This is a genomic window from Colwellia sp. C2M11 (assembly GCF_018860915.1).
Classification (GTDB): domain Bacteria; phylum Pseudomonadota; class Gammaproteobacteria; order Enterobacterales; family Alteromonadaceae; genus Colwellia.
Genome location: NZ_JAHKQD010000039.1, coordinates 116,926 through 141,246 on the forward strand (window position 1 = coordinate 116,926; position 24,321 = coordinate 141,246).

The following is a 24,321-nucleotide window of genomic DNA, read 5'->3' on the forward strand; positions in this document are numbered from 1 at the left end:
GCAGACTAATAGCGACAGGAAATCAATAATTTTGCATTTCAAACAACCGTGACTGGCAACGTTGAAATTCAAAACTTAGCTGCTGTCCTTGATAAAGGTCCACTATATCAACATCGGCACTGATAATTAATTGTACTTTTCTATCATAAAATTCATCAACTAGTGCGATAAAGCGACGAGCTTCATCATCTAAGTGTCGTAAACTCCCCATTAATACGCCACTTCGTTGATAACTATCTTCTACGCCTGAAAATACCGCAGGTACCAGTTCACCAGAAAATTGTGGAACATCGCTTATTAATACTGTTGCAAACTTATCTGACAATTGAATGTAGTCTCTTTGGCTTCGAGGCCCAGAGCAAAGATCATAAAAATCGAACCAAATATATTTATCTGCTTTAGCCCGATAACTAATTTTTCGATTATTAATAATAATCTCTTTGTCTAAAAGTGTAGGTAAACCATGACATAATGCCTTAAAACGTTTCGCAAGAAGTTGTTCGCCATCAGCATTGCTAAAATAATAATTTTTGTAGCCTACGACTACAGCATCGGTTAATCGATGATCTGTATCACCATTAACGGATAGTATTTGGCAATATTGATTAATCAAATCGATCGTCGGTAAAAATCGCTCTCGTTGTAAACCATTACGATAAAGTTCTTCCGGCTTGCAGTTAGATGTAAACACCAGTGTTATACCTAAGGAAAATAACTCACGGCATAGCCCTGAAAGTAACATTGCATCACCAATATCACTCACAAAAAACTCATCAAAACACAGTAATTCAATATCAGTTGCCCAAGACTTTGCAATATAGGCGAGTGGATTTACATTCACTTTCTGACCAGAAGATGATTGTTGTGTAGCAAGGTTATTTAGCTGTTGATGAACACTTTCCATAAAACGATGAAAATGAATGCGCTTCTTATGCTTAATAGGAATATTTTGATAAAACATGTCCATTAACATTGTTTTACCTCGACCTACCCTGCCATACAAATATAAACTTTTAAGTTGAGGAATAGCCCCTTCAGAGATTGGTTTATGTCTCAATATTTTATAAAGGGGTAAACGCGTAAATATAGTACTTAAGAAGCTTTGTGGATGACACGATTTTCGTTCATTACTAATTTGCACTAGTTGTTTAGATAACAAATCTAGTGCAGCAACAGCTGAGGATTGTGCTTTGTCTTCACAAAGCACCTGTTGCTTAATTAATTGTTGATATTGTTTGAGCAAAATATAACGGCTATTTTCTATAAGCTTATGTTTATGGGGTAGTTTTCTATACCGTTAAGTGACGTACTTTATAGGTTCGTCCTTTCATTTTCCCCATTGATAACTTTCTTAATGCGCTTTTTAACACTTTTTTATCTACCGCAACATAAGACCTAATATCTAAAACACTGATTTTGCCTACATCTTTGCCAGTAATTTCAACACCACCATTTTTGCCTTCAGTATTTTTAGCTGTTAATGCGCCTAAAATATCACCTGGGCGAACTTTTTGCTTTTTACCGCCATCAATTTGTATCGTCGCCATTTTAGCTTGTGGCCTAACATTATTTAGCACTTCAGCAGAAGGTAATAAACCTGGTTTGATGACTTGTTCAAGTTCATCTTCAATTAACCCTACTTTGTAGCTTTCTTTATCACTGAACAATGACACCGCTTTACCTTGCGCTCCAGCACGACCTGTACGGCCAATACGGTGAATATGTACTTCACTGTCATGTGCTATATTATAGTTAACAACTAAGTCAAGAGAGTCTATGTCTAACCCCCTAGCTGCAACATCAGTAGCCACTAATATGGCAGCACTTTTATTAGCAAAGCGTAATAAAGTTTGATCTCTGTCTTTTTGCTCTAAATCGCCATGTAATGCTAAAACGCTAAAGCCATCATCATGTAATTTATTGCAAACGGCTTGGGTCTCTTTTTTGGTATTACAAAAAATAACAGTAGACTCTACTGGGTTATCAAGCAGTATTAAGCGTAGTGCTTCAAATCGTTCTATGTCATCTTCAACATGGAAGAACTCTTGCGATATATTAGATTGATCTTCCTCAGTGCTCACTTTTATAATCACTGGTTCAGTCATTATACTTTCACTGATCGCTTGAATTTGTTTCGGAAAAGTTGCGCTAAATAGCAAGGTTTGGCGATCAAGCGGCGTGCGCTCAACAATATTATCAAGTGCTGCTTCAAAGCCCATTTCTAACATACGGTCGGCTTCATCAAGTATTAATAAGTTTAAATCATCTAACTTGAGTGTGCCTTTAATGACATGTTCTTCAATTCGGCCAGGCGTTCCTACAATAATATGAGCACCATGTTCTAATGAGCCAATTTGAGGACCAAATGGTGTGCCACCGCATAGCGTAAGTACTTTTATATTATGTACTGCGCGGGCAAGTTTACGAATTTCTTTTGCTACTTGATCTGCTAATTCGCGCGTAGGGCAAAGTATCATAGACTGAATTCTAAAACGTTTAACTTCTAGTTTTTCTAGTAAAGCTAAACCAAAAGCAGCGGTTTTACCTGAGCCTGTTTTAGCTTGAGCAATAACATCTTTACCCATTAACATTTCAGGTAAACTTTGTGCTTGTATTGGCGTCATTTCTTGATAGCCAAGAGAAGATAAGTTTTGCACTAAATCTTTATGCAGGTTTAGTGAAGAAAAAGCTAATGAGCCTTTGCCGTTAGTAGTTGTTTCGCTCAAGGTTGTGCCTCTGTATTGTTCAAATTGAAATAATTTAAGATATAATAAACTTTCAAGGGAAAGTGAATAAGCGCATAATAACAGCAATCGACCTTTTCAGCTATTTAACACGAAAGAATAAACTATGAATCGTAAAAAGAAAATTAATGACACACTAAAAAAGAAGCAAAAAAAAGCGAATGCTAAATTACATACCAGTAATAAGCCTCGTTATATATCTAAAGCAGAAAGAGAAAAATTGGCATTAGAAGAAGCAGCTTCAAAAGAAACTGAAGAAAGTTAAGCCATCAAAATAGTCAAAAAAAAAGCTATGAATTATTTCACAGCTTTTCTAGTTTTAAATTTATTAATATTACGTTATACGATTATGATAAATTCATCTCTTGCACTTTCTCATGTGCTATTTCTGGCGCTGTACTTTGAGGTTTTTCATGTAAATTAGCTTTTAACTGACCTTTACGATGTTTTAAGGCCGCATCAAGTTTTTTAATTGCACTGGCAATGGCTGGGTACATTACATCATCAATTCCTTTTACTGATATACGTCCACCTTCATAGTTTGTTGTTACTTCAACCTGATGTTGATTATGCTCTTTAGACACGATAACGTCTAAGGCAATTAATGTTGGAAAATGACTTGCAATTTTAGAAAATTTTGCATCGATGTCTTCTTTTACTGAAGCAGAAATTTCAACGTGGTGACCAGAAAGATTTATTTTCATAGGTATTCCTTTTAACATTTACTTTAAACAGTACTGTGAAGTAAAGCTGAGATTAAACGTTGTAAAATGTAACGTCTTAATAAATAGTTGAGGGCATAAAAATAAAAAACAACCTCTGCCTAGTTATTTTTATTTACCCTCTATTTAAAAGTAGCTTAAAATCAGGATAATTGCTATTGATCTAGATTAAGAAATTGTAAGTAAAAATACAGTGTAGAATTAAAAGATTAAATGCATGATAATTAAAGAAAATACACCTGCTAGAATATCATCAAACATGATACCCGCCCCACCTGACATTTTCTTATCAATAAAAGAAATAGGCCAAGGTTTTAAAATATCAAAGACTCGAAATAATAAAAAGCCAACTAAAACAGTTTGCCAACTGACAGGCACCATAAACATTGTTATAAAATAGCCAACAAATTCATCCCATACAATGGCTGGGTGATCATGAACTCCTACATCATTTGCCGCTTTACCACAGATATAAATACCGGCGACACTCATAACAATTACCGCAGCTAAATAGTATGTTGGTGTTAACAATGCTAACAGTAAAAAAAGCGGAACTGCTGCTAAGGTACCAAAAGTACCCGGTGCTTTAGGGGCTAAACCACTACCAAACCCTAAAGCCAAAAACTGAACCGGTTGTTTAAGATCAAACAAAACCTTTGATTGGGAATTTTTCATAGTTATGCCGACGCTATTAGAAGTTATTTATTGTGAAGAAAAATGTTGAAAACCTGAGCTTTTAATTGCTACTGGTTTATTATTCAATGTAGTAGAAATAGTTTGCGATGCATTTATTTGTCCTATACAAGTGACCGAAGTACTTGTATGAGATAACGCAGTTTCTAATCCGACTTTTTTATCTTCAGAAACGGTAAACAATAATTCATAATCATCGCCACCATTAAGTGCTAACTCCACCGCATCTTCAAACAATTGTGATTTTTTCATAGTTTCAGATAAGGGAATAGCATCTAAAACAACATTTGCACCAACATTTGAAGCTTGGCAGATATGTCCTAGATCAGCAAGTAAGCCATCAGAAATGTCTATTGCCGCTGAAGCATATTCACGTAAAGCTTGACCTGCAAGTACACGTGGCCTTGGATAATCTAATTTTCTTTGAACATGTTCAATAGCTTCGCTATCCGTTAAAACACCTTCTTTGAGATGTAATAACGCTAAAGCAGCATCGCCTAAGTCACCGGTAACATAAAGCCAGTCACCGGCTTTAGCACCAGAGCGCGTTAAATATTGATCTTCAGCCGTTAACCCCTGTGCTGTTATCGTTATACTTAATGGCCCTTGCGTAGTGTCACCACCAATAAGCTCTACATTATAGAATTCACAAAGCTCAAAAACACCTGAGCAAAAATCAGTAAGCCACTCATCATTCACTTCAGGTACAGTAATAGCTAATGATATCCAACTAGGCTTTGCACCCATCGCAGCAATATCTGATAAATTTACCGCAACAGCTTTATGACCAATAGCTCTCGCTGCGGTACCTAAAGGAAAATGAACGCCAGCAACCAACGTATCCGTAGTGACAACAATTTTTTGATTTTTAGTACAAGAAACTACTGCACAATCATCACCTATTCCAAGAAGTACGTCTTTTCTTTGTACTGCTTGCTTGGTGAAGAATTCTTTTATGAGTTCAAATTCTTTCATAGCACTAACTATTTACTCTTTGGCATAAAGATTTATTACTCTTGAGGGCGAATTAATTTTACAGCTTTATCTAAAACGCCATTAATAAATTTATGGCTATCATCAGCAGCAAACAATTTCGCTAATTCAATCGCTTCATTAATGACCACGCGATAAGGTACGTCTTGGCATTCACTTAATTCGTATACAGCAACACGTAATATTGCCTTTTCAACATGATCAATATCATCAATTGGTCTATCAACATGTGGCGAAATGGCAAGATCTAATCCAGCTATATTGCCCGTTACACCACGTAAAAGTTGTTGAAAGTATTCAATATCAAAACGACGTTTGCTATTTTCTGAAATGAAATTAAGTTCCACGTCATTAACTGAGTTTTGACTAATTTGCCATGAATAAACAGCTTGAACCGCTAGTTCACGTGCTTTTCTTCTAGGAGAAGGTTTCACAATATGTATCCTAAATTTGAGAAAGAACGTTAACCATTTCTAATGCGCCAAGAGCTGCTTCTGCACCCTTATTACCCGCTTTAGTTCCAGCACGTTCAATAGCTTGTTCAATGGAATCAGTTGTAATAACACCAAAAGAAACAGGTATTTCTGATTCTAAACAAACTTGTGCTAAACCTTTGTTACACTCACCAGCAACAAAATCAAAGTGTGGCGTACCTCCACGAATAACAGCACCAATGGCGATAATTGCATCAAAATCACCTTTTTTAGCAAGTTTTTTAGCTGCTAATGGTAATTCGTAAGCACCTGGCACACGAACAATAGTAATATCACTATCAGCAACACTACCGTGACGCTTAAGTGCATCAACTGCACCATCAAGTAAGCTATCAACTATAAAGTGATTAAAACGCGACACAACAATGGCAAATTTTTTGCCTTTAGCTTGAAATGAACCTTCAATAATATTCATCTAACTGTTTCCAATAAAGTTTATATCAAATTGACTGTGCTATTTTCTGTTAACAAGAAGCCAATCAAATGATAAGAGTAAAAAATTGCCGCAATTCTAACAAATTACGGCTAACTTCGGTATATGTTTATAACTTTTTAATGTTAATCTTCAAATTCATCTAAAAGTGCATCTATTGCAGCTTCTTCATCTTCATCAATAACGATGGGGGGATTACCATCATACACACGATAATTCATATTTTGAAAGTATGCATTTTTAATAAACTCATAGGAGTCTGTAGAATTTTCCAGTAACTGCTCTTGATCTTTTATTGACGATCGACTTTCTAAACCGATAATCCCTAAACGCACTACATTTGGCCAAAAATCAATAACAGCTAAAGGCCAATATAAACGATCGACGTAATCACCTACTTCTTCTCGAACAGAGCTAGGACCAAGCCCGGGTATAACAATGTATGGGCCATCTCCGACACCATAAACTCCTAATACTTCACCAAACTCTTCTTGTTCAGTAGACCATTCAAAATCACTTGCAGGATCATAAAAACCAAATAAACCTATAGTAGAATTGAGTACAAAGCGTCCCGTTGCTTTAGCGGCATTTTCCATTTTTAATTGTAGTAAGTTATTAATAATACTTGCAGGTTCATTTAAATTTAATGCCATATTATGTAAGCCCGTTCGTAAAAAAATGGGCATATTGGTGGTATAAAATTCAGACAACGGCTTAGCAACATACTTATCGGCATAATCCCAAGTAAAAGTCCAAAAAGGCCTATTGATAGACTCTAGAGGATCTCTTGGATCACTTAAACCTTCCTGAGCTGAAGGGGTAGTTGAACATCCAGATAAAATAAAAAAAGAAAGTAAAAATAAAATTCTAATAGAGTGGCTTAAAGCGTCTTTCACGGGGATTGTTCCTTGCCATGTTAATGCTAATTAATATGAGTAAAGAAATATTAATAAAGGTATAGGTATAAAGAGAACTAGTTTAACTTGTTTTTATTTCAGAAAACACTAGCCCTTAGCTTTATTTTGATAAACAGAGATTAACATTTCAACTTCGGCGTAAGGAAGTTCGCACTCAGTTACAATTTCGTCAATATCAGCACCTATCTTCGCTAACTTTATTGCTCGAGAGTAGAATTTATCATCACCTTTATCAGTTTGTAATTGCGAGATAAGATCTTGTTGGGAGTTCAATTGAGATTGAATAGCCTTAATTCTATGCTCTAACTGCTTAGATACAAATGTGTTATCAGTTAATGATTTTTCTTGCTGTAGAGATAGATTACGTATCCTCGCATTTAAATCGTCGTTGGCTGATTGCAAGCTATTCACGAGTAATTCATGGGCTTGCGATTGAGACTCATAAACAGCAAACTTAGTGCTGTGCCGGGTTATTAAAACAAAAATAATAACCAAACATAAGATACTAATAACAAGTGCAACGATGGCAATAATAGGCACTGCTAGCAAAGACATAAATAGGCTAACTTACGGGTCTGTATAACAATCATAATAAGAGTAATTTCCAAAAAACGTAATTAAACAAGTGTTACCATTCACCAATGCAAAATAATTTATTAAAGAATATGGTTAACAGGAAGTAAAATGTAAGATACTGAATAAACCAATATCTTGGCACATACTCACCTGCTGACGTTCAAAAAACGATTAGAACTGTTTTAGTTCATCCCACTCTTCATCTGATAATAGTTTATCTAAATCGACTAAAATAAGTAGTTCACCATCACGATTAGATACACCTTGTATAAACTGAGCACTCTCTTCATTACCTACATTCGGTGCATCATCAATCTCAGAGGCTTTAAGGTAAACAACCTCGGAAGCACTATCAACCAATATACCTATCACTTGTTGTTCTAACTCAATAACAACGACACGAGTATTATCAGTAACATCACTAGGCTCTAAACCAAAACGAGAGCGAGTATCAATCACAGTGACAACATTACCACGTAAATTAATGATTCCAAGTACATAAACTGGAGCTCCAGGTACAGGCGCTACTTCACTGTAACGTAGAATTTCTTGTACTTGCATAACGTTAATACCATAAGTTTCATTCTCTAATTTGAACGTTACCCATTGAAGTACTTCATCATTTTCACCTTTTTTACCGCTTAAACTGCGTTTTTCGTCAGACATACCACTTGCCCCTCAATTATTTAAGACTTTTTAACTTATCTTTTAAGTTAATTATTATTTCGTATTTGTCGATTAAAGCTTACTAATGACATTATTAATCATCTTGATGAATTCCGCTACCATCATTAAGTAATTGAATTAATGAATTTACATCAAGTAAGGCGCACATTTTATCCTTTACTAAGCCAGCTAACCAAGGTCGCTTACTTGGTGCATCTAACCACTTTACTTCATCTTGCTTTAAAACAACGGTATCAACTAGATTTTCTGCTGTTAAACCCCAAGCACTATTTCCTAGCATGATCACATACTGGTAATTTAATGAATCTTTCATCTTTTCATCGCACTTTTCGGGCATTACCCATAAGGCAGTATCAACAACATTAATTTTTTCATCTCGATATAACATTACACCTTTATACCATTCAGGTTTTCCCATTAATGCCGTTGTTTTTTCTATCGGATGAATACCACCTAATTCAACTAACGGCACTGCAACAGTTAAACCACCAACATTAAAAAACAATGCCTGAAAATCACCATTACGATAAGTTTTATCTTCTTGTGGAGGTAAACTAGCTGAGCTTTTTTGTGCAACTATGGTATCTTGACGTTGTTCTGGAGTTCCTTCATCAATTGATATTTTTTTAGTATCAATTACTTTATTTAAACTCTTTGTTGTTGAAACACTCGTTTCTTTAATATTTAATTCAGCATTAACATTCTTTAGCAGATTTTCTAACCGTTGTTCTTCAATTGATTTACTATCCTTTCTTTCCGGTAAATCATGTCTACTGCTATCTTCCATAGGGGGCTTATCTGTCAATAATTCTGACAGATAATTTTTCATAACTTTTTTACTAGCTGCTAATGATTTTGACATCTATTTGATACTTCTTTGCGATGGCTTCAATAAATAATCCAATAAATTTTTATAGGAAAAAACACCCCTAGAATTTGGTGAATAATGTGAGGGGACTTTCTGTGCTAAACTTGCATTTCTAAAATTTGTATCAACAGGGATAATATTTGGCCAAATGTTATTTGGATAGGTTTTCTGTAAATGTTTATAAGCTAAGAGTGATGCTTTAGTTCGCTTATCAAACATTGTTCCCACAATAGTATAATTAAAGGGTTTCCCTTGTTCTATTGCCATCATATCCATAGTTTTAACCATACGTTCTAAGCCTTTCAATGCTAAAAACTCTGTTTGTACTGGTACTATTATTCTATCTGACGCAGCTAATGCATTAACCATAAGCACACCTATAATAGGCGGACAGTCTATCAACACATAATCATAACTTTGCGACAATTTTAACATTGCCTTTTTTAACACTAACCCCATACCATTTCTGGCACCTAATGAGCGATCTAAGGTTGCTAAGCCCATAGTTGCCGGTAATATGTCAATATTACTATATTGTGTCGGACATAAACTTTGTAGTATTTGCTCTTTAGATGCAACTTGAACGAATAAATCATAAACACTCAAGTCTAAATCTTCAGATTCAATACCAAAATAGTAACTTAAAGAAGCGTGTGGGTCTGTATCTACAAGTAATACCTTTTTACCACACTCAGCTAATAGACCAGCTAAAGCAATAGTAGTTGTTGTTTTGCCCACACCGCCTTTTTGATTTGCTACAGCCCAAACTTCCAATAGTTATTCCTATATTTAATTATCATCATTTTGTTGATTATTGCTTTGTTGAATCTTGTCTTCTGAAGAGCTCTCATTATTATTTCGTGTTGTAATTCTGATCCCTCCACCGGGCAACTGAATAACTTGGACTTTACCTGTATTACCATTTGCCTCTACAACGTTCATTTTATCTTTAACTTCTTCAATCGAATTACTAGGTGCTGCCAATGCTTCTACTTTTTTCAAACCATATTTCGAAACCGCAATCACAACTTTTCTATTCCGTGCTCGTCCTTCAGCTGTAGTATTATCGGCACTCGGTGAGTATTGCCCATAGCCTTCTATCGCCATACGAGCAGGGTTAACTCCTATCTTTTCCAATTCACGTAAAATAGCCGTTGCCCGAAAAACAGATAACTCCCAGTTAGATGAAAAGATTTCAGTGTTAATTGCTTGATTATCAGTATAGCCTCTTACTCTAACAAAGTTATTAACATCGCCAATAACATCATAAACAATACCTAAGATATTAGACGCAGTATTAGTGACAGAAGATGAACCGCTCGGAAATAATAAGCCACTATTAAGTTCTATCTCTAACCAATCACCATCAATTTTTACCTGAGAAAATCCTGACTCTATAAGATCAAAAAGTGCTGTGTGTAAATCAGCTTCTAAGGATGTTAAATTACTCCCGAGTTGTTCAGCTGAAATATTTAATAAATCTTTCTCATCATCAAATAACTCAGGACCCGCTTCTTCGACTATCCCATTTCCAAATAATATTTTATTAGATTTACTCGTATTAACATCAAGGATATCGTCGCCATGTCCTCGATTTTTTATTTTTTTATCATTTGCCTGAAAAACATGGCCAACTGATTCTGTAATACTTTCAAAAGCTTTATCATTTACCATTGCCATTGCATATAACACGACAAATAATGCAAAAAGAAGCGTCATATAATCAGCATAAGAAACCAACCAACGATGAACATTATCGTGTTCTACGTTATGCCTTCTTTTACGCAATCGTTTCACTGCTCTAACCTAAACGCTGAAAGTTTATTTTCTATCGCGTGTGGGTTTTCTCCATTAGCAATGGCGATCAACCCTTCAAAGATCATTTCTCTATACATAGTTTGTTGATGAACGATTTCTTTTATCTTATTGGCAACCGGCAGATAAATTAAGTTAGCAAAACCAACGCCATAAATAGTAGCAATAAACGCAGTAGCAATACCTTGCCCAAGCATTTCGGGCTCAGTTAAGTTCCCCATTGCATGTACTAAACCTAATACAGCACCAAGAATACCAATAGTTGGGCTATAGCCGCCCATCGATTCGAAAACATTTGCTGAGCGTAAATTATGCTCTCGATATAAATCTAAATCTAGCTCAAGAGACACACGTATATCTTCAATATCAGCTCCATCAACGAGTAAATTCAAGCCTTTTTGGGTATAACTATCCTCTTCATCAAGTGCTATAATTTCAAGCGATAAATAACCACTCTCTCTGGACTTACTCGCCCAAAGAACAATTTTTTTTATTCCTTCATCAATATCATAGGTAGGCGGAGTAAATACCCACTTTAATAAGGAAAACGCATGATAAAATTGACGACTTGAAGACTGCAACATAACAGCCCCTACAGTACCACCAACAACAATAATCAATGCAGGTAACTCAAATAATGCACCGATAGAGCCGCCATCAAGCATGAAACCTAAATAAATAGCAAATAAAGCAAGTAAAAGTCCAGCAATACTGAGCCTATCCATGCCTTATTTCCTTAAGAATAGAGCTCGCGATAGCATCTAAAGGTAGAGATAATTGAGAAATACCTGCAACTGTTACCGCTTGTGGCATACCATATACGACACAACTTTGTTCATCTTGCGCCCAGATTGTAGAACCACTCGCTTTTAACATACGAGAACCTTCTCTACCATCAGCCCCCATTCCTGTTAAGATAACACCTAAGACATTACCACCAAATACTTTACCTGCAGAACCAAAACTCACATCCACACTCGGTCTAAAAGTGATTTTTTCAGAGGTATCATCCATGATTTTAATTTTGGCATGTTGCTCTTTACCCGTAATAATCATTTGACGGCCACCTGGTGCTAAATATGCACAACCTGGCATAAGCGTATCGCCATCACTTGCTTCTTTTACGTTAATTTTACATAAAGAGTTTAACCTACTAGCAAATGCATTAGTAAAAGTTGCCGGCATATGTTGAATTAAAATAATTGGCAATGGAAAATCTTGAGGTAATTGCGTTAATATTTTTTGTAATGCTACAGGTCCCCCTGTAGAGGTACCTATTGCTAATAAATTATATTTTTTTCCAGAAGAAGTTTTAAGCGATGAGGCTTGTTTCTGACTACTAATAGGAGTTTCAGGTACAATCGGCTTTCGAGTACCAGCCGGTACTTTACTGCTTATATTACGATTTACTAGTGTAGTGCGTTCTCTTGATAGATGACGTCTAGATACACCACCTTTTTTTGCGAGTTGAATTACACGTTGTCGTAATAGACTACCCGCCTCATCACTATTTTGTGCTATTTCACTAAATTTTTTAGGTAAAAAATCTAAGGCTCCTGCCTCGAGAGCATCTAGAGTGGCTTTGGCCCCTTGATGAGTTAGTGAAGAAAACATTAAAATAGCGGTAGGCGATCGCGCCATTATTTTTTTTACTGCATCAATACCATTCAAAACAGGCATTTCGATGTCCATAGTAATGACATCAGGTTTAAGTAAAAGAGCTTTATCTACCGCCTCTTGTCCATTAACAGCAACATCAATAACTTCTAGCTGTGGATCTTTATTTAAAATATCAGTGACTCGTCGTCTAAAAAAACTTGAATCATCAACAACGAGTACTTTATAGGTCATTTACTTCATCTACCTTTATAATTATTCTATTTTATGAGTGCAACTTTCTATTTACTGGCGATTTTTTAGCATAAAATTTTAGCATATTAGGGATATCTATAATTAACGCAATACCACCATCACTGGTAATAGTTGCTCCCGCCATACCTGGAGTTCCATGTAATAATCTATCTAGTGGCTTAATAACCACTTCTTCTTGCCCAATTAATCGATCAACAACAAAAGCAACTTGTTGGTTTCCTAGTTGCACTATTACAACATGACCTTGTTCTCGGCTTTTATTTTCATAATTTTTGACAAGCCATTGATCTAAATAAAATAATGGAATTGCTTTTTCACGAACAATAATAGTTAACTGGCCATCAACACTATTTGTTTTAGTTAAATCTAAGTGAAATATTTCATTAACTGCCGCAAGAGGTAATGCAAATGTTTGCTCACCAACAACAACCATTAACGTTGGTAATATTGCTAACGTCAGTGGCACTTTTATTTCTAAAATTGTGCCTACACCCATCTCAGAATCAATATCAACAGCACCATTTAATTGGGTGATTTTGGTTTTAACAACATCCATACCAACGCCACGCCCTGATACTTCAGAAATTTCTGTTTTGGTTGAGAAGCCAGGCGCAAAAATCAAACTAAAGGCTTCTTTGTCTGACATTCTTGCGGCGGTATCGACGTCTAATACACCACGTTTCATCGCTATTTCTTTTAACTTTTCAGCATTCATACCCGCACCATCATCTTTAATGGTTAACAGGATATGATCACCTTCTTGAGAGGCTGATAACGTAACAGTACCTTGACGTGGCTTTCCTTGAGCTTGGCGCACATCAGGCATCTCAATCCCATGATCCACAGAGTTACGAACCAAATGCACCAAAGGATCCGCTAAAGCTTCCACTAAATTTTTGTCTAAATCCGTGTCTTCTCCTTCCAACACCAACTGTATATCTTTATTAAGACTACGAGCTAAGTCTCGTACAACCCGAGGAAATCGTCCAAAAACTTTCTTAATAGGCTGCATACGAGTTTTCATTACCGCACCTTGCAAGTCGGTGGTAACGGCATCTAGATTTGAAACAGCCTTGGTTAAATTTTCATCATCAGACGTCAATCCAAGGCTTGTTAAGCGATTTCTAACTAATACTAACTCACCAACCATATTCATGATTTTATCAAGTCGTTTAGTATCAACACGCACGGTTGTTTCACCCTGAGGTGTTGATGGTTGCGCTGCTTTCTTAGCTACTGGTGGCTTACTTACCGCTGGTTTTACTTCTGCTGTAGCAGCTGGCTTTGAACTTTCCGTATTTGTTGTCACGGGAGTAGGCTTTGCCATAGAAGGTTGAGTTGGCGCAACTGAAGCTGCACTGCTAGCTTTAGGCGCATTACCTTTACCGTGCAATTCATCAAGTAAGCTTTCAAACTCATCATCATTTATTTCATCAGATGAATTATTTACAATAGAAGAAGATGTCTCTTTTACTTCTGACGAAAATGCTCCTTGACCATGAAGTTCATCCAATAACGACTCAAATTCATCGTCAGAAATTTCATCACTTGACTCTGGAGTAACAGGCGGCTTAACTGCAGGTTCAGGTGCAGATGAATGACTAGCACTGCCATGTAACTCATCAAGTAAGCGTTCAAACTCATCTTCACTCATATCCCCGTCTAAATCAGAGCTTGTATTATCTACAGATTCAGTTTCAGGGAGAGAAGTTTCAGGGATGGGGGCTTCAGGGATAGAAGCTTCAGCGCTTTCTGGCTGACTTAAACGGTGTAATTCTGCTAATAATTCAGCTTCAGCAGGTACTAGCGCCTCTCTATTTTTCACTAACGCAAACATATCATTGATAGTATCAAGCGCTGATAAAATAGTGTCCATTAACTCTGAATTTACTTTACGTTGCCCAGTACGCAGTAAATCAAATATATTCTCTGCACCATGACAAACGTCAACAAGGTCATTTAAAGCCAGAAAACCTGCGCCACCTTTAACTGTATGAAAACCTCGAAAAATTGCATTAAGTAAATCGGCATTATCAACATCATTTTCAAGTTCAACGAGTTGCTCCGAAAGCTGCTCGAGTATTTCACCCGCTTCGACTAAAAAGTCTTGTAGAATTTCTTCATCTGCTTCAAATGACATTCACTAACTCCCGTTAAAAACCTAAACTTGATAAAAGATCATCAACATCATCTTGATCTTCAACAATATCATTTCTTTTTTCTTTATTAACTATTGGCCCTTCAACTAAGTTATCACCGACTTTAGGCGCTGATTTAGTCTGTCCATCTTCTGAAGAAATACCAAATGCCGTCAACATGTTAATTAAGCTCTCTTCAACTTCACGTACCAAATCAATGACTTTACGAATAACTTGTCCTGTTAAGTCCTGAAAATCTTGAGCCATTAATACATCAGTCATCAAACCATGAATATGAGCCGTCTCTTTACCTGTCGTAATTAATAAGCTATCAATATCAACACATAAACTTTTAAACTCTTTTAAATCTATCTCATTGTTCATTAGTTTAGACCATGCAGGTTTAACTGCACTAACTTGACTAGAAATATCTTCAATTACTGGAAAAATAGACTCAACTGCATCCATCGTTTTATTTGCAGCTTCTTCAGTACGAGTAATCACATAATTCAAACGCTCTTTAGCATCAGGAATTTCAGCTGTTGCTAAGTCATTTAATCGAGAATCTAACTGAAAATTTGTTAAAGAGTCATGTAATTGACGAGTTAACTTACCTATTTCTGCAAATAGTTCAGAGTTAATTGGGTTTTGAATCGCTGCCACAAGTGCATCAGCTTTTTCTTGTTGTCCTGTTTCTAAAAGTTCAACTAAAGATTTAGCCTGCTCCAAAGAAACACGCCCCACCATTGCCATACTCATGCAAAGTCCTTAATACTTAAGTTAAATTAATCAATTTTCTGAAGTAGCTTTAACTAGCTAGTCTAAATAAAATTAACCTAGACGTTCAAAAATTTTATTTAATTTAGCTTTGAGTGTTGCAGCCGTAAAAGGTTTAACAATGTAACCGTTAACACCAGCCTGAGCTGCCATAACGATTTGTTCCTTTTTCGCTTCAGCTGTAATTAATAATACTGGGATATGGGCTAAACGTGAATCTGCACGTATAGCTTTCAACAAATCAATACCTTGCATTCCTGGCATATTCCAATCTGTTACAACAAAGTCAAAATCACCATTTTGAAGCATAGGTAAGGCAGTACTGCCATCATCCGCTTCTTGAATGTTTGTAAAGCCTAAATCGCGTAACAAATTCTTTACTATACGTCTCATTGTTGAAAAATCATCAACAACTAGCACTTTCATATTTTTATCCAAGGCACCCTCCGGCGAAACATTCAAAATTTTTATAGGTTAACACAGTTATAATTCTACTTAATTTTGCCAAGATTGCATACGTGCTTTTAATCGATGCATTGCTTGACTATGAATTTGACTAACCCGAGATTCACTAACATCGAGTACAGCGCCAATTTCACGTAAATTCAATTCTTCATCATAATATAGAGACAGTACTAGAGCTTCACGTTCAGGTAAAGAACTAATACATTCACTTAACCCTTCTTTAAAGGCACTATGCTCGATACTTTGATACGGATCATCACCGTGATAAGTTTCATCAAACTTCAGTGCATCTTCACTCATTCCTAAGTCTTCGATACCGAGTATTTTACCAGAACTGACCTCACTAAGTATATGATGATACTCATTTAATGAAATTTCAAGTTTTTCAGCAACTTCTATATCAGTAACATCTCTGCCTAATGTTGCCTCTAATTGCTTAATTGCCTCACTGACCATGCGGCTATTTTTATGTACTGATCTAGGAGTCCAGTCGCCACGGCGTATTTCATCTAGCATAGCACCTCGAATACGGATGCCAGCAAAAGTTTCAAAACTAGCGCCTTTAGTGTTATCAAAGTTATTTGCAGCTTCAAATAAACCAATCATTCCTGATTGAATTAGATCATCAACAATAACACTTGCCGGTAATCGAGCAAGTAAATGATAAGCAATTCGCTTAACCAACACTGTATGCTGTTCAAGCAACACAGTTTTATCAATTAAATTGTTATAGGCTTTAGTTTTTGCCACTTTTTGCTATTCCCACCAAAATATTTTTATATATTTATTATTTATATCAGTTACTTGATAACACAATATGAACGAGATATTAGTAATCGAGTAGCTGTTCAATAAAGAACTCTAAATGACCTGATGCTTGTTTTGGTATAGGCCAGCTATTAACATTCTTTGCTAATTCCTTAAACGCTATTGCTGCTGGTGAGTTAGGAAAAGCTTCAACAATGGCTTGTTGTTTGCGTACTGATTTTCTAATATTTTCATCGAATGGAATAACACCAACTAACTCCAGTGCTACATCTAAAAATCTATCTGTTACTTTCGTTAGTTTGGAAAATAATTGTTGCCCTTCTTTAGGTGTACGAACCATATTAGCAACAACTTTAAATTTGAATACATTATGATCACGGCTTAATAGTTTCATTAATGCATAACAATCGGTAATTGACGTGGGTTCATCACAAACAACTAAGACTACGTCTTGTGCTGCTCGAGTAAAACTCAGTACCATATCCGAGATACCGGCTGCAGTATCAACGATCAGTACATCAAATTGAGTATTCATTTCACTAAAAGCACGAATCAACCCTGCATGTTCAGCAGGAGTAAGGTCAACCATCGATTGAGAGCCAGAAGTAGCCGGTATGATTTTTATATTACGGGGGCCTGTAATAATAATATCATCAAGCTCACATTCACCTGATAATACATGAGAAAGGTTTCGTTTTACTCTTAACCCTAACATCACATCGACATTAGCCAACCCTAAATCGGCATCTAGCACTAATACTCTTTTCCCTTGCTGTCCAAGGGCTATAGCCGTGTTTAATGAAACATTGGTTTTACCAACGCCACCTTTACCACCAGAAACTGCTATTACTTTAACTTTTTTTAAGTCTTGCATTTTTCTTAAGCCGCTCGCTTGATCTGCCATTTATTACTTCTTATATTATCGCTTTATTTTAACTAAAAATACTGCAATTTAAAATACATCTATATCGCCACCGCTGGCGTTATCGGCATTGGTCTTGCTGTACGTTGAACATAAGCTGCATTCTTCTTTGCTGCGTTTGCTGCCATTTTATCTGCAAGCGTAACTAATTTCTCAGCATTTGCAACTTTAATATCTTCTGGAACTCTTTGTCCATCAGTAAGATAACCTATTGGCAGGCCATTTTGAATTGAAGTTGTAATTATTTCGCCAACACTCACACTTTCATCAAGTTTAGTATAAATACAACCCGATAGTGGTACTTTTTTAAAGCGATCAACATTTTCTTGCATAACTTGCTGCTGGCTATTAGCAGCTAACACTAAGTAATTTCTTATTCTCACTCTAGCATTAGATACTAAATTAGCTAAATTTTCGGCTAAACGTATATCTCTTTGCCCCATACCGGCAGTATCAATTAAAATTAATTTCTTTTGAGAAAACTGTTCAAGCAACAAGTCTAATGCTTGGCTATCTTTTGCTAACTTAACTTGACAACCAATAATTTTTCCATAAGTAGCCAGTTGTTCAAAACCCGCTATTCTAAAGGTATCCGTTGATATAAGAGCAACTTGCTCATGGCCGTGAACTTGAGAGAAACGTGCTGCTAGCTTGGCAATTGTTGTTGTTTTCCCTACGCCTGTAGGACCAACTAATGCAACAATACCACCACGATGAATTATATCATTTTGCGTCGTATTAAGTTGTTCACCAATTAACTTAGTCGCTTGTTGCCAAGCTTGTTCATCATGGTATTTAGAAGGAACATAACCTGCTATTTGATCAGCAATTTGTTCATTTAAACCTAACCCTAATAAACGGTTAACTAACACAGCACGTTGAGGCTCTTTTTGCGCCATATCTTGCCACATAAGACCCGATACTTGATGTTCAAGTAACTTTCTTATTGAAGCCATCTCTTGTTGCATTTTATCAAAATCTTGTTGGCTAACATGACTATTTGCATCTACATCATGTTCTGACAAAGGGACTGACTGTAATTTTTCAGCCATTTGTTCAGCTTCTAATGAAGTGTGCCCTTCAAACTGAGCATGCTCATTATTATGATTTACTTCTGGTGCAGGAATTGTTCCATCAGGCTTTGAATGACGTAAGCGTTGAGTAAAATTACGTAATTGATCTTCAATATTCTCGTCTTCACTCACAACTTGATTATTCTGCTGAATATGCCCCTGTTGAGCATAAGCTTGCTCAGACTGATCATTAGATTGTTGGTTCGATGAATGATGTTGAACCTGCCGACTTAACAGTGCTGACAAACTATCAACAGGCTCGGTTGTACTGTTGGCGATATTATGACCTACCTGTGCTTCAGGTACAGCGATATTTGTTGCCTCAGCACTTTGAATATTAACCGTATCATTTTGTATTTCACGGCTATTTTCATTAACTGTAGAAGGATTAACCTGTGGAGAAGGTGCACTTACTGGCGCTGATTGGCTGTAATCAACTGCAGCCATCAATTCAACACCTTCAGGTATTTTTTTATTAGACATGATTACGGCATCTACGCCTAATTCTTCTTTAATTTGTGCTAATGCGCTACGCATATCTTTGCCAACAAAACGTCTTATTTTCACAGTTAACTCCTTATTTAGCTACGAGCGACTAAACTTTACTCTGCAACTTATCATGCTCGATACTTATGCTGCTCGTTACTTTTTATTTGGTATTTTATTTACCCAAATTATTAGTTACTGCCCAATAGCACTTACAATTTTAATTTGTTTATCATCAGGTATTTCTTGATAAGAAATAACCCTTAAGCCTGGTATGGTATATTTTACAAATTTAGCTAACACTGAACGTAAAATACCGGATGTTAATAAAATTGGGGTATCACCGGCTAATTCTTGCTGCTGAGCACCCTCATTTAATGATTTTTGTAAACGTTCAGCTAAACCAGGTTCAATACCTGCACCATCATCTCCAGCCATCTGCATAGACTGATGCAACATTTGTTCCAACTCAGGCGCCAAGGTTATGACAGGTATTTCAAGTGCCGATCCGACCAGATCTTGAATAATAAATTTACGTAAGCTAATTCTTACCGCTGCGGTTAGCACTTCTGCATCTTGGCTTTTAGGACCGTACTCAACAAGTGTTTGTATAATTGAACGCATATCACGGACAGCAACACCTTCATTCATTAAACTTTGCAATACCTTAACAACGGTGCCCAGAGATAATGTGTCAGGAATAAAGCCTTCAACGAGCTTAGGATAAGTTTTAGCTAGAATATCAATAAGATTTTGTACTTCTTCATGGCCTAACAGTTGAGCAGCATTATTTGTTAGAATTTGGCTTAAATGAGTTGCTAAAACAGTCGCAGAATCAACCACGGTATATCCTAATGTTTGTGCTTGCTCTCGTTGATCTTGCTTAATCCAAACAGCATCTAACCCGAAAGCAGGATCTTTAGTTGGTACACCATCAAGCTTTCCAAAAACCTGCCCAGGGTTAATCGCTAATTCTTGGTCGTGTCGTATTTCTGCACTTCCAACGGTGACACCCATTAATGAGATTTGATAACTATTAGGATCTAAATCTAGGTTGTCACGAATATGAACAGCAGGCACCAAAAAGCCAAATTCTTGTGATAACTTTTTACGCACACCTTTAATTCGGCTAAGTAATTCGCCACCTTGTGCTTTATCGACTAACGGAATTAATCGATAACCAATCTCTAAACCAATAACATCAACATGATTAACATCATCCCAACCCAATTCTTTAATTTCTTCTTCTTTTTGCTGACTTTGTACTTGTGCTTCTTCTGCCACTTTTTCTAATGCCATGGCTTTAGTAATTTTATGCTTGCTACCAAAATAAGCGAATGCAGCAATAACGCTAGCAAACAGTAAAAATGCAAAATGTGGCATTCCAGGAATAATACCAATAACAAACATAACGCCTGCTGCAATATAAAGTGATTTCTCTTGTCCTAGTTGGCTGCTTACTTGTTCACCCATGTCTTGCGAGGTATTTTGACGCGTTACTACAATTGCAGTTGCTACAGAAAGCAGTAACCCTGGAATTTGCGCCACTAAACCATCACCAATGGTTAATAAAGTATATATTTCAACAGCTTCATTAAAGCTAAGGTCATGCTGAACCATCCCAATCACTAACCCACCAATAATATTGATGAATAAAATTAAAATCCCTGCTACAGCATCGCCTTTAACAAATTTACTTGCACCATCCATCGAACCATAAAAGTCGGCTTCACTGGTTACTTCAATGCGGCGCTCTCTTGCTTGCTCTGCATTGATAAAGCCAGCATTTAAATCAGCATCTATTGCCATTTGTTTACCTGGCATAGCATCAAGCGTAAAACGCGCTGTAACTTCAGCAATACGTCCCGCACCTTTAGTTACTACAACAAAATTGATAATAATTAGGATAAGAAATACAACTAAGCCAACGGCATAATTGCCACCAATAACAACAGAGCCAAAAGCTTCAATAACTTTACCAGCAGCATCTGTTCCTTCATGCCCTTCAAGTAAAACCACTCGAGTACTGGCAACATTAAGTGCTAAGCGAAGTATGGTTGCAATAAGAATAACGGAAGGGAAGGAGCCAAATTCTAAAGGCTTAAGCGTATAAACAGTGATTAATAACACCACCAAAGATAATGCAATGTTAAATGAAAAAAGTACATCCAGTAACCAAGCTGGCATCGGTAAAATAACCATACCAAGAGCAGCCATTACTAAAATAGGCGTACCTAGTCCTGAAATATGAGATAATTTTTTTTTATCGAATTTATTGAAAAAGGCGGTTAATTGCATTTGATACTGCTGCTCTTTATGATGAATTTTTGACGCTAACGATGGAGTTGCAAAAGCTATACCAAAAGGTAAGACAGTACTACTTTAATATTTAAACTCATCGGGAATAGGTAATTTTTTAGCGATAGGGATAGGCTTTTTACCTCGCCCTTTTTTATGTTCATTAAGTTGAAAAATAAATGCTAGTACTTGTGCTACTGCTGCATATAGCTCTTCAGGGATATCTTGATCAACCTCTGCAGTATAATATAACGATCTTGCTAAAGCCGGTGACTGAACAATTTCAACGTCATGTTCTTTGGCAATGGTGCGAATATGTATTGCCATTTCATCTATACCTTTTGCTACCAGTTGCGGTGCTCCTCCCATATCAGCATCATACTTTAATGCCACGCTATAATGGGTAGGGTTGGTGATGACAACATCTGAATTAGGTACTTCGCCCATCATCCGTCGTTGCGACATTTCATATTGTGTTTGCTTGATACGCCCTTTAATTTCAGGGTTACCTTCAGTACTTTTATATTCGTCTTTAATTTCTTGCTTAGTCATTTTAAGTTGGCGTGTATGATTCCAAACTTGATAGGGTGCGTCTATAACAACAATAAGACCAATAGATAGCGCTAACGCTAAAAACATCCACAATAACATATTTACCGCATGACCAAAATTTAACGGTATAGCTTCTAAACTAAGCCCTAAAATTTGTGAAAAAAGCCCTTTAAGTAATAAAAAAGCGACAATAAAGACAACAAAAAACTTTAAAATAGATTTTACTAATTCAACGCCTGCTTGGACACCAAACATACGTTTAAAGCCAGCAAGCGGCGAAAGTCGACTTGCCTTTGGTGCCATAGCTTCCCAAGAAAAAGCCATCCCCCCCAACATGGTATTGCCAATGAATGCAGCGACCATAATAATAAAAAAAATAGCTAGAACGGGGAAGATAATATTGTTTGTTGCACTATAAATAACGCCTACTATAGCGTGTGGATCCATCGCTTCATTACGCGTTAATGAAAACAAGCGTTTCATCGAGCTTGATAAAGCATCAACCAAGGAGCTCCCCATTACCATCAGAGCAAAGGCACTTCCAACTAAAACAAACATGGTACCTAGATCTTTGGATCGGGCTATTTGACCTTTTTTTCGTGCGTCAGTGAGCTTTTTTGCCGTTGGCTCTTCACTTTTTTCACCGCTATCTGACTCAGCCATGCAGTACTACCCTAAAAATATAATGCTTTAAGTATACAAGTTCACTATAGTTCACATCCATATAAAATTCCTTAACTAACCTGAACTTGATTTAAGATATTTTTTATTACTTAAAACTTTTAATATGACTACTTTTATTATACGCCAGCTTACGCGTTTGTTACTTTAGTTCAGAAAACACGACGAAAACTTCGCGTTAATTGCTAATTTATGACAAGTAAATTTCACGATTAAGTCAGAAAATAGTGGCTAGAGAAAGGTTTATTAGCCCAACACAAAATAACTGTACTTATTTGATATTATGGCCCAGCACAATCAATTAAGTAACAACTAAAGTCTAATGCTCTTTGCCATTGTAATTCAAAATGAGTAAGGAAGTTACCAAAGGTTAACCACATAATCAATAAGCCCGCCATCATAGTAATAGGAAACCCTATTGCAAATATATTAAGCTGTGGTGCGGCCCTAGTCATCACGCCAAATGAAAAATTAATTAACAACATCGCCGTTAAAGGCGCTAACGAAAGTGATAAAGCCGTTGCAAACATCCATTTTCCCCATAGTACCATTTCTTGATATTTAACACTGGCGAACTGTTCATTACCAATAGGAAGGGTGTCGAAACTCGCTACTACAAATTGCAAGTAAGCTAAATGACCATCCATAGTCCAAAAGAGTAATGTGGATAATATTAAGAAAAACTGACCAACCGCTGGTACGTTCATACCACTAGCCGGATCGACCAATGAAGCAAAACCTAAACCTGATTGCATGGCAATTATTTGGCCTGCTAAAGTAAAAGTATCAACGACCATCACGGTTATAAAACCTAAACTAATACCAATAAGTATTTGTTGCCCTATCAATAAGAAAGTAGTAAGAGATAAGAGTTGTTCGACATTAGTCGGCGGTATTGCGGGCATAATTGCGATGGTAAGCGCCACACATAAAAATAGCTTAATACGAGTCGGAATAGTACGAGCACCTAAACCAACCATCATCATCACTAAAGCAGAAATACGAGTGAAAGGAAGAATGAAATCTGCAATATATTGGCTAACAATTGACTCGGTGAACTCCATTAGTTTACAACGCTTGGAATACTAGCAACTAATCTGAAGGTGTAATCCATCAGTTTTTGTACCCCCCAATGACCGCCATAAATAACGGCGAGTAATGTAACAATTAAACGAGGTAAAAAGCTTAATGTTTGTTCATTAATTGATGTTGCAGCTTGAAATATAGCTACAAGCAAGCCGATAAATAAACTCGGTAAAATTACAGCACTTACGAGAAGGATTACTAGTAACAAAGCATCTCTTAATATATCTACAAAGACTTCTGGTCCCATCTTATATTCTCTTA

26 protein-coding genes are annotated in these 24,321 nt (G+C 36.5%); 1 reads left to right on the plus strand and 25 read right to left on the minus strand.

Annotated features, from left to right (window positions below; genetic code table 11):
- Nucleotides 1-22 precede the first annotated feature (22 nt).
- Both zapE and dbpA read right to left on the minus strand, forming a co-directional pair.
- Nucleotides 23-1,243 (minus strand): cell division protein ZapE, encoded by a 1,221-nt coding sequence (gene zapE / locus KO509_RS11010; protein WP_215973325.1) that lies wholly within the window; start codon nt 1,241-1,243, stop codon nt 23-25.
- 46 nt (nt 1,244-1,289) lie between these two features.
- On the minus strand, nt 1,290-2,726 hold the full coding sequence (gene dbpA, locus KO509_RS11015; RefSeq protein WP_215973326.1) for an ATP-dependent RNA helicase DbpA: 1,437 nt from the start codon (nt 2,724-2,726) through the stop codon (nt 1,290-1,292).
- Nucleotides 2,727-2,850: 124 nt separating this feature from the next.
- Here dbpA and KO509_RS11020 point away from each other — a divergent pair, with 124 nt between their 5' ends.
- Nucleotides 2,851-3,009: a DUF2986 domain-containing protein gene (locus tag KO509_RS11020; protein WP_215973327.1), complete on the plus strand. Its 159-nt coding sequence runs from the start codon at nt 2,851-2,853 to the stop codon at nt 3,007-3,009.
- A gap of 82 nt (nt 3,010-3,091) precedes the next feature.
- On the opposite strand, the gene raiA is transcribed toward KO509_RS11020, so the two are convergent.
- The 23 genes from raiA to fliQ form a co-directional block, all read right to left on the minus strand.
- Nucleotides 3,092-3,448, minus strand: coding sequence for a ribosome-associated translation inhibitor RaiA (gene raiA / locus KO509_RS11025; protein ID WP_215973328.1), 357 nt, complete (start codon nt 3,446-3,448; stop codon nt 3,092-3,094).
- A gap of 219 nt (nt 3,449-3,667) precedes the next feature.
- On the minus strand, nt 3,668-4,141 hold the full coding sequence (locus KO509_RS11030) for a phosphatidylglycerophosphatase A (protein WP_215973329.1): 474 nt from the start codon (nt 4,139-4,141) through the stop codon (nt 3,668-3,670).
- A gap of 27 nt (nt 4,142-4,168) precedes the next feature.
- A complete protein-coding gene (gene thiL, locus KO509_RS11035) occupies nt 4,169-5,134 on the minus strand; it encodes a thiamine-phosphate kinase (protein WP_215973330.1) in 966 nt (321 codons plus the stop codon).
- A gap of 35 nt (nt 5,135-5,169) precedes the next feature.
- Nucleotides 5,170-5,586: a transcription antitermination factor NusB gene (nusB, locus tag KO509_RS11040; protein WP_215973331.1), complete on the minus strand. Its 417-nt coding sequence runs from the start codon at nt 5,584-5,586 to the stop codon at nt 5,170-5,172.
- A 10-nt stretch (nt 5,587-5,596) separates the two neighbouring features.
- Nucleotides 5,597-6,061, minus strand: a complete 465-nt coding sequence (gene ribE / locus KO509_RS11045; protein WP_159818403.1) for a 6,7-dimethyl-8-ribityllumazine synthase — start codon at nt 6,059-6,061, stop codon at nt 5,597-5,599.
- 143 nt (nt 6,062-6,204) lie between these two features.
- Entirely contained in the window at nt 6,205-6,975 is a 771-nt protein-coding gene (locus tag KO509_RS11050) for a VacJ family lipoprotein (RefSeq protein WP_215973332.1), read from the minus strand.
- A 108-nt stretch (nt 6,976-7,083) separates the two neighbouring features.
- A complete protein-coding gene (locus tag KO509_RS11055) occupies nt 7,084-7,551 on the minus strand; it encodes a DUF2802 domain-containing protein (RefSeq protein ID WP_215973333.1) in 468 nt (155 codons plus the stop codon).
- A gap of 192 nt (nt 7,552-7,743) precedes the next feature.
- Nucleotides 7,744-8,238, minus strand: a complete 495-nt coding sequence (locus KO509_RS11060; RefSeq protein WP_215973334.1) for a chemotaxis protein CheW — start codon at nt 8,236-8,238, stop codon at nt 7,744-7,746.
- 94 nt (nt 8,239-8,332) lie between these two features.
- The gene (locus KO509_RS11065) at nt 8,333-9,121 is read right to left on the minus strand and encodes a chemotaxis protein CheW (protein WP_252727506.1); all 789 of its coding nucleotides are present in this window, start codon (nt 9,119-9,121) and stop codon (nt 8,333-8,335) included.
- Complete coding sequence (locus KO509_RS11070; RefSeq protein ID WP_215973335.1) at nt 9,122-9,901, minus strand: ParA family protein; 780 nt, start codon at nt 9,899-9,901, stop codon at nt 9,122-9,124.
- Between the two features lie 15 nt (nt 9,902-9,916).
- Complete coding sequence (locus KO509_RS11075) at nt 9,917-10,924, minus strand: flagellar motor protein MotB (RefSeq protein WP_215973336.1); 1,008 nt, start codon at nt 10,922-10,924, stop codon at nt 9,917-9,919.
- A complete protein-coding gene (locus KO509_RS11080) occupies nt 10,921-11,667 on the minus strand; it encodes a flagellar motor protein (protein WP_215973337.1) in 747 nt (248 codons plus the stop codon). Before KO509_RS11080 ends, KO509_RS11075 begins: the two co-directional genes overlap by 4 nt.
- Nucleotides 11,660-12,793 (minus strand): chemotaxis response regulator protein-glutamate methylesterase, encoded by a 1,134-nt coding sequence (locus KO509_RS11085; RefSeq protein ID WP_215973338.1) that lies wholly within the window; start codon nt 12,791-12,793, stop codon nt 11,660-11,662. The genes KO509_RS11080 and KO509_RS11085 overlap by 8 nt, the downstream gene beginning before the upstream one ends.
- Nucleotides 12,794-12,824: 31 nt before the next feature.
- On the minus strand, nt 12,825-14,954 hold the full coding sequence (locus tag KO509_RS11090; protein WP_215973339.1) for a chemotaxis protein CheA: 2,130 nt from the start codon (nt 14,952-14,954) through the stop codon (nt 12,825-12,827).
- Nucleotides 14,955-14,967: 13 nt separating this feature from the next.
- Nucleotides 14,968-15,711: a protein phosphatase CheZ gene (locus KO509_RS11095; protein WP_215973340.1), complete on the minus strand. Its 744-nt coding sequence runs from the start codon at nt 15,709-15,711 to the stop codon at nt 14,968-14,970.
- A 72-nt stretch (nt 15,712-15,783) separates the two neighbouring features.
- Nucleotides 15,784-16,167, minus strand: coding sequence for a chemotaxis response regulator CheY (gene cheY, locus KO509_RS11100; protein ID WP_159818383.1), 384 nt, complete (start codon nt 16,165-16,167; stop codon nt 15,784-15,786).
- Between the two features lie 57 nt (nt 16,168-16,224).
- Nucleotides 16,225-16,944 (minus strand): RNA polymerase sigma factor FliA, encoded by a 720-nt coding sequence (locus tag KO509_RS11105; RefSeq protein ID WP_215973341.1) that lies wholly within the window; start codon nt 16,942-16,944, stop codon nt 16,225-16,227.
- Nucleotides 16,945-17,023: 79 nt separating this feature from the next.
- Complete coding sequence (locus tag KO509_RS11110; RefSeq protein ID WP_215973342.1) at nt 17,024-17,866, minus strand: MinD/ParA family protein; 843 nt, start codon at nt 17,864-17,866, stop codon at nt 17,024-17,026.
- Nucleotides 17,867-17,925: 59 nt separating this feature from the next.
- A complete protein-coding gene (gene flhF / locus KO509_RS11115; RefSeq protein WP_215973343.1) occupies nt 17,926-19,524 on the minus strand; it encodes a flagellar biosynthesis protein FlhF in 1,599 nt (532 codons plus the stop codon).
- Between the two features lie 114 nt (nt 19,525-19,638).
- A complete protein-coding gene (gene flhA, locus KO509_RS11120; RefSeq protein ID WP_215973344.1) occupies nt 19,639-21,741 on the minus strand; it encodes a flagellar biosynthesis protein FlhA in 2,103 nt (700 codons plus the stop codon).
- A gap of 84 nt (nt 21,742-21,825) precedes the next feature.
- Nucleotides 21,826-22,956, minus strand: coding sequence for a flagellar biosynthesis protein FlhB (gene flhB / locus KO509_RS11125; protein WP_215973345.1), 1,131 nt, complete (start codon nt 22,954-22,956; stop codon nt 21,826-21,828).
- Nucleotides 22,957-23,255: 299 nt separating this feature from the next.
- Entirely contained in the window at nt 23,256-24,038 is a 783-nt protein-coding gene (gene fliR, locus KO509_RS11130) for a flagellar biosynthetic protein FliR (RefSeq protein ID WP_215973346.1), read from the minus strand.
- Nucleotides 24,038-24,307: a flagellar biosynthesis protein FliQ gene (gene fliQ / locus KO509_RS11135; RefSeq protein WP_215973347.1), complete on the minus strand. Its 270-nt coding sequence runs from the start codon at nt 24,305-24,307 to the stop codon at nt 24,038-24,040. Before fliQ ends, fliR begins: the two co-directional genes overlap by 1 nt.
- Nucleotides 24,308-24,321: the final 14 nt, after the last annotated feature.

What these genes read in the sequence shown, in the direction of transcription:
- KO509_RS11020 (WP_215973327.1), top strand. Translation starts at nt 2,851, where the DNA reads ATGAATCGTAAAAAGAAAATTAATGACACACTAAAAAAGAAGCAAAAA.
- raiA (WP_215973328.1), bottom strand. Translation starts at nt 3,448, where the DNA reads ATGAAAATAAATCTTTCTGGTCACCACGTTGAAATTTCTGCTTCAGTA.
- KO509_RS11030 (WP_215973329.1), bottom strand. Translation starts at nt 4,141, where the DNA reads ATGAAAAATTCCCAATCAAAGGTTTTGTTTGATCTTAAACAACCGGTT.
- thiL (WP_215973330.1), bottom strand. Translation starts at nt 5,134, where the DNA reads ATGAAAGAATTTGAACTCATAAAAGAATTCTTCACCAAGCAAGCAGTA.
- ribE (WP_159818403.1), bottom strand. Translation starts at nt 6,061, where the DNA reads ATGAATATTATTGAAGGTTCATTTCAAGCTAAAGGCAAAAAATTTGCC.
- KO509_RS11055 (WP_215973333.1), bottom strand. Translation starts at nt 7,551, where the DNA reads ATGTCTTTGCTAGCAGTGCCTATTATTGCCATCGTTGCACTTGTTATT.
- KO509_RS11060 (WP_215973334.1), bottom strand. Translation starts at nt 8,238, where the DNA reads ATGTCTGACGAAAAACGCAGTTTAAGCGGTAAAAAAGGTGAAAATGAT.
- KO509_RS11065 (WP_252727506.1), bottom strand. Translation starts at nt 9,121, where the DNA reads ATGTCAAAATCATTAGCAGCTAGTAAAAAAGTTATGAAAAATTATCTG.
- KO509_RS11080 (WP_215973337.1), bottom strand. Translation starts at nt 11,667, where the DNA reads ATGGATAGGCTCAGTATTGCTGGACTTTTACTTGCTTTATTTGCTATT.
- KO509_RS11085 (WP_215973338.1), bottom strand. Translation starts at nt 12,793, where the DNA reads ATGACCTATAAAGTACTCGTTGTTGATGATTCAAGTTTTTTTAGACGA.
- KO509_RS11090 (WP_215973339.1), bottom strand. Translation starts at nt 14,954, where the DNA reads ATGTCATTTGAAGCAGATGAAGAAATTCTACAAGACTTTTTAGTCGAA.
- KO509_RS11095 (WP_215973340.1), bottom strand. Translation starts at nt 15,711, where the DNA reads ATGAGTATGGCAATGGTGGGGCGTGTTTCTTTGGAGCAGGCTAAATCT.
- KO509_RS11110 (WP_215973342.1), bottom strand. Translation starts at nt 17,866, where the DNA reads ATGGCAGATCAAGCGAGCGGCTTAAGAAAAATGCAAGACTTAAAAAAA.
- flhA (WP_215973344.1), bottom strand. Translation starts at nt 21,741, where the DNA reads ATGCAATTAACCGCCTTTTTCAATAAATTCGATAAAAAAAAATTATCT.
- flhB (WP_215973345.1), bottom strand. Translation starts at nt 22,956, where the DNA reads ATGGCTGAGTCAGATAGCGGTGAAAAAAGTGAAGAGCCAACGGCAAAA.
- fliR (WP_215973346.1), bottom strand. Translation starts at nt 24,038, where the DNA reads ATGGAGTTCACCGAGTCAATTGTTAGCCAATATATTGCAGATTTCATT.
- fliQ (WP_215973347.1), bottom strand. Translation starts at nt 24,307, where the DNA reads ATGGGACCAGAAGTCTTTGTAGATATATTAAGAGATGCTTTGTTACTA.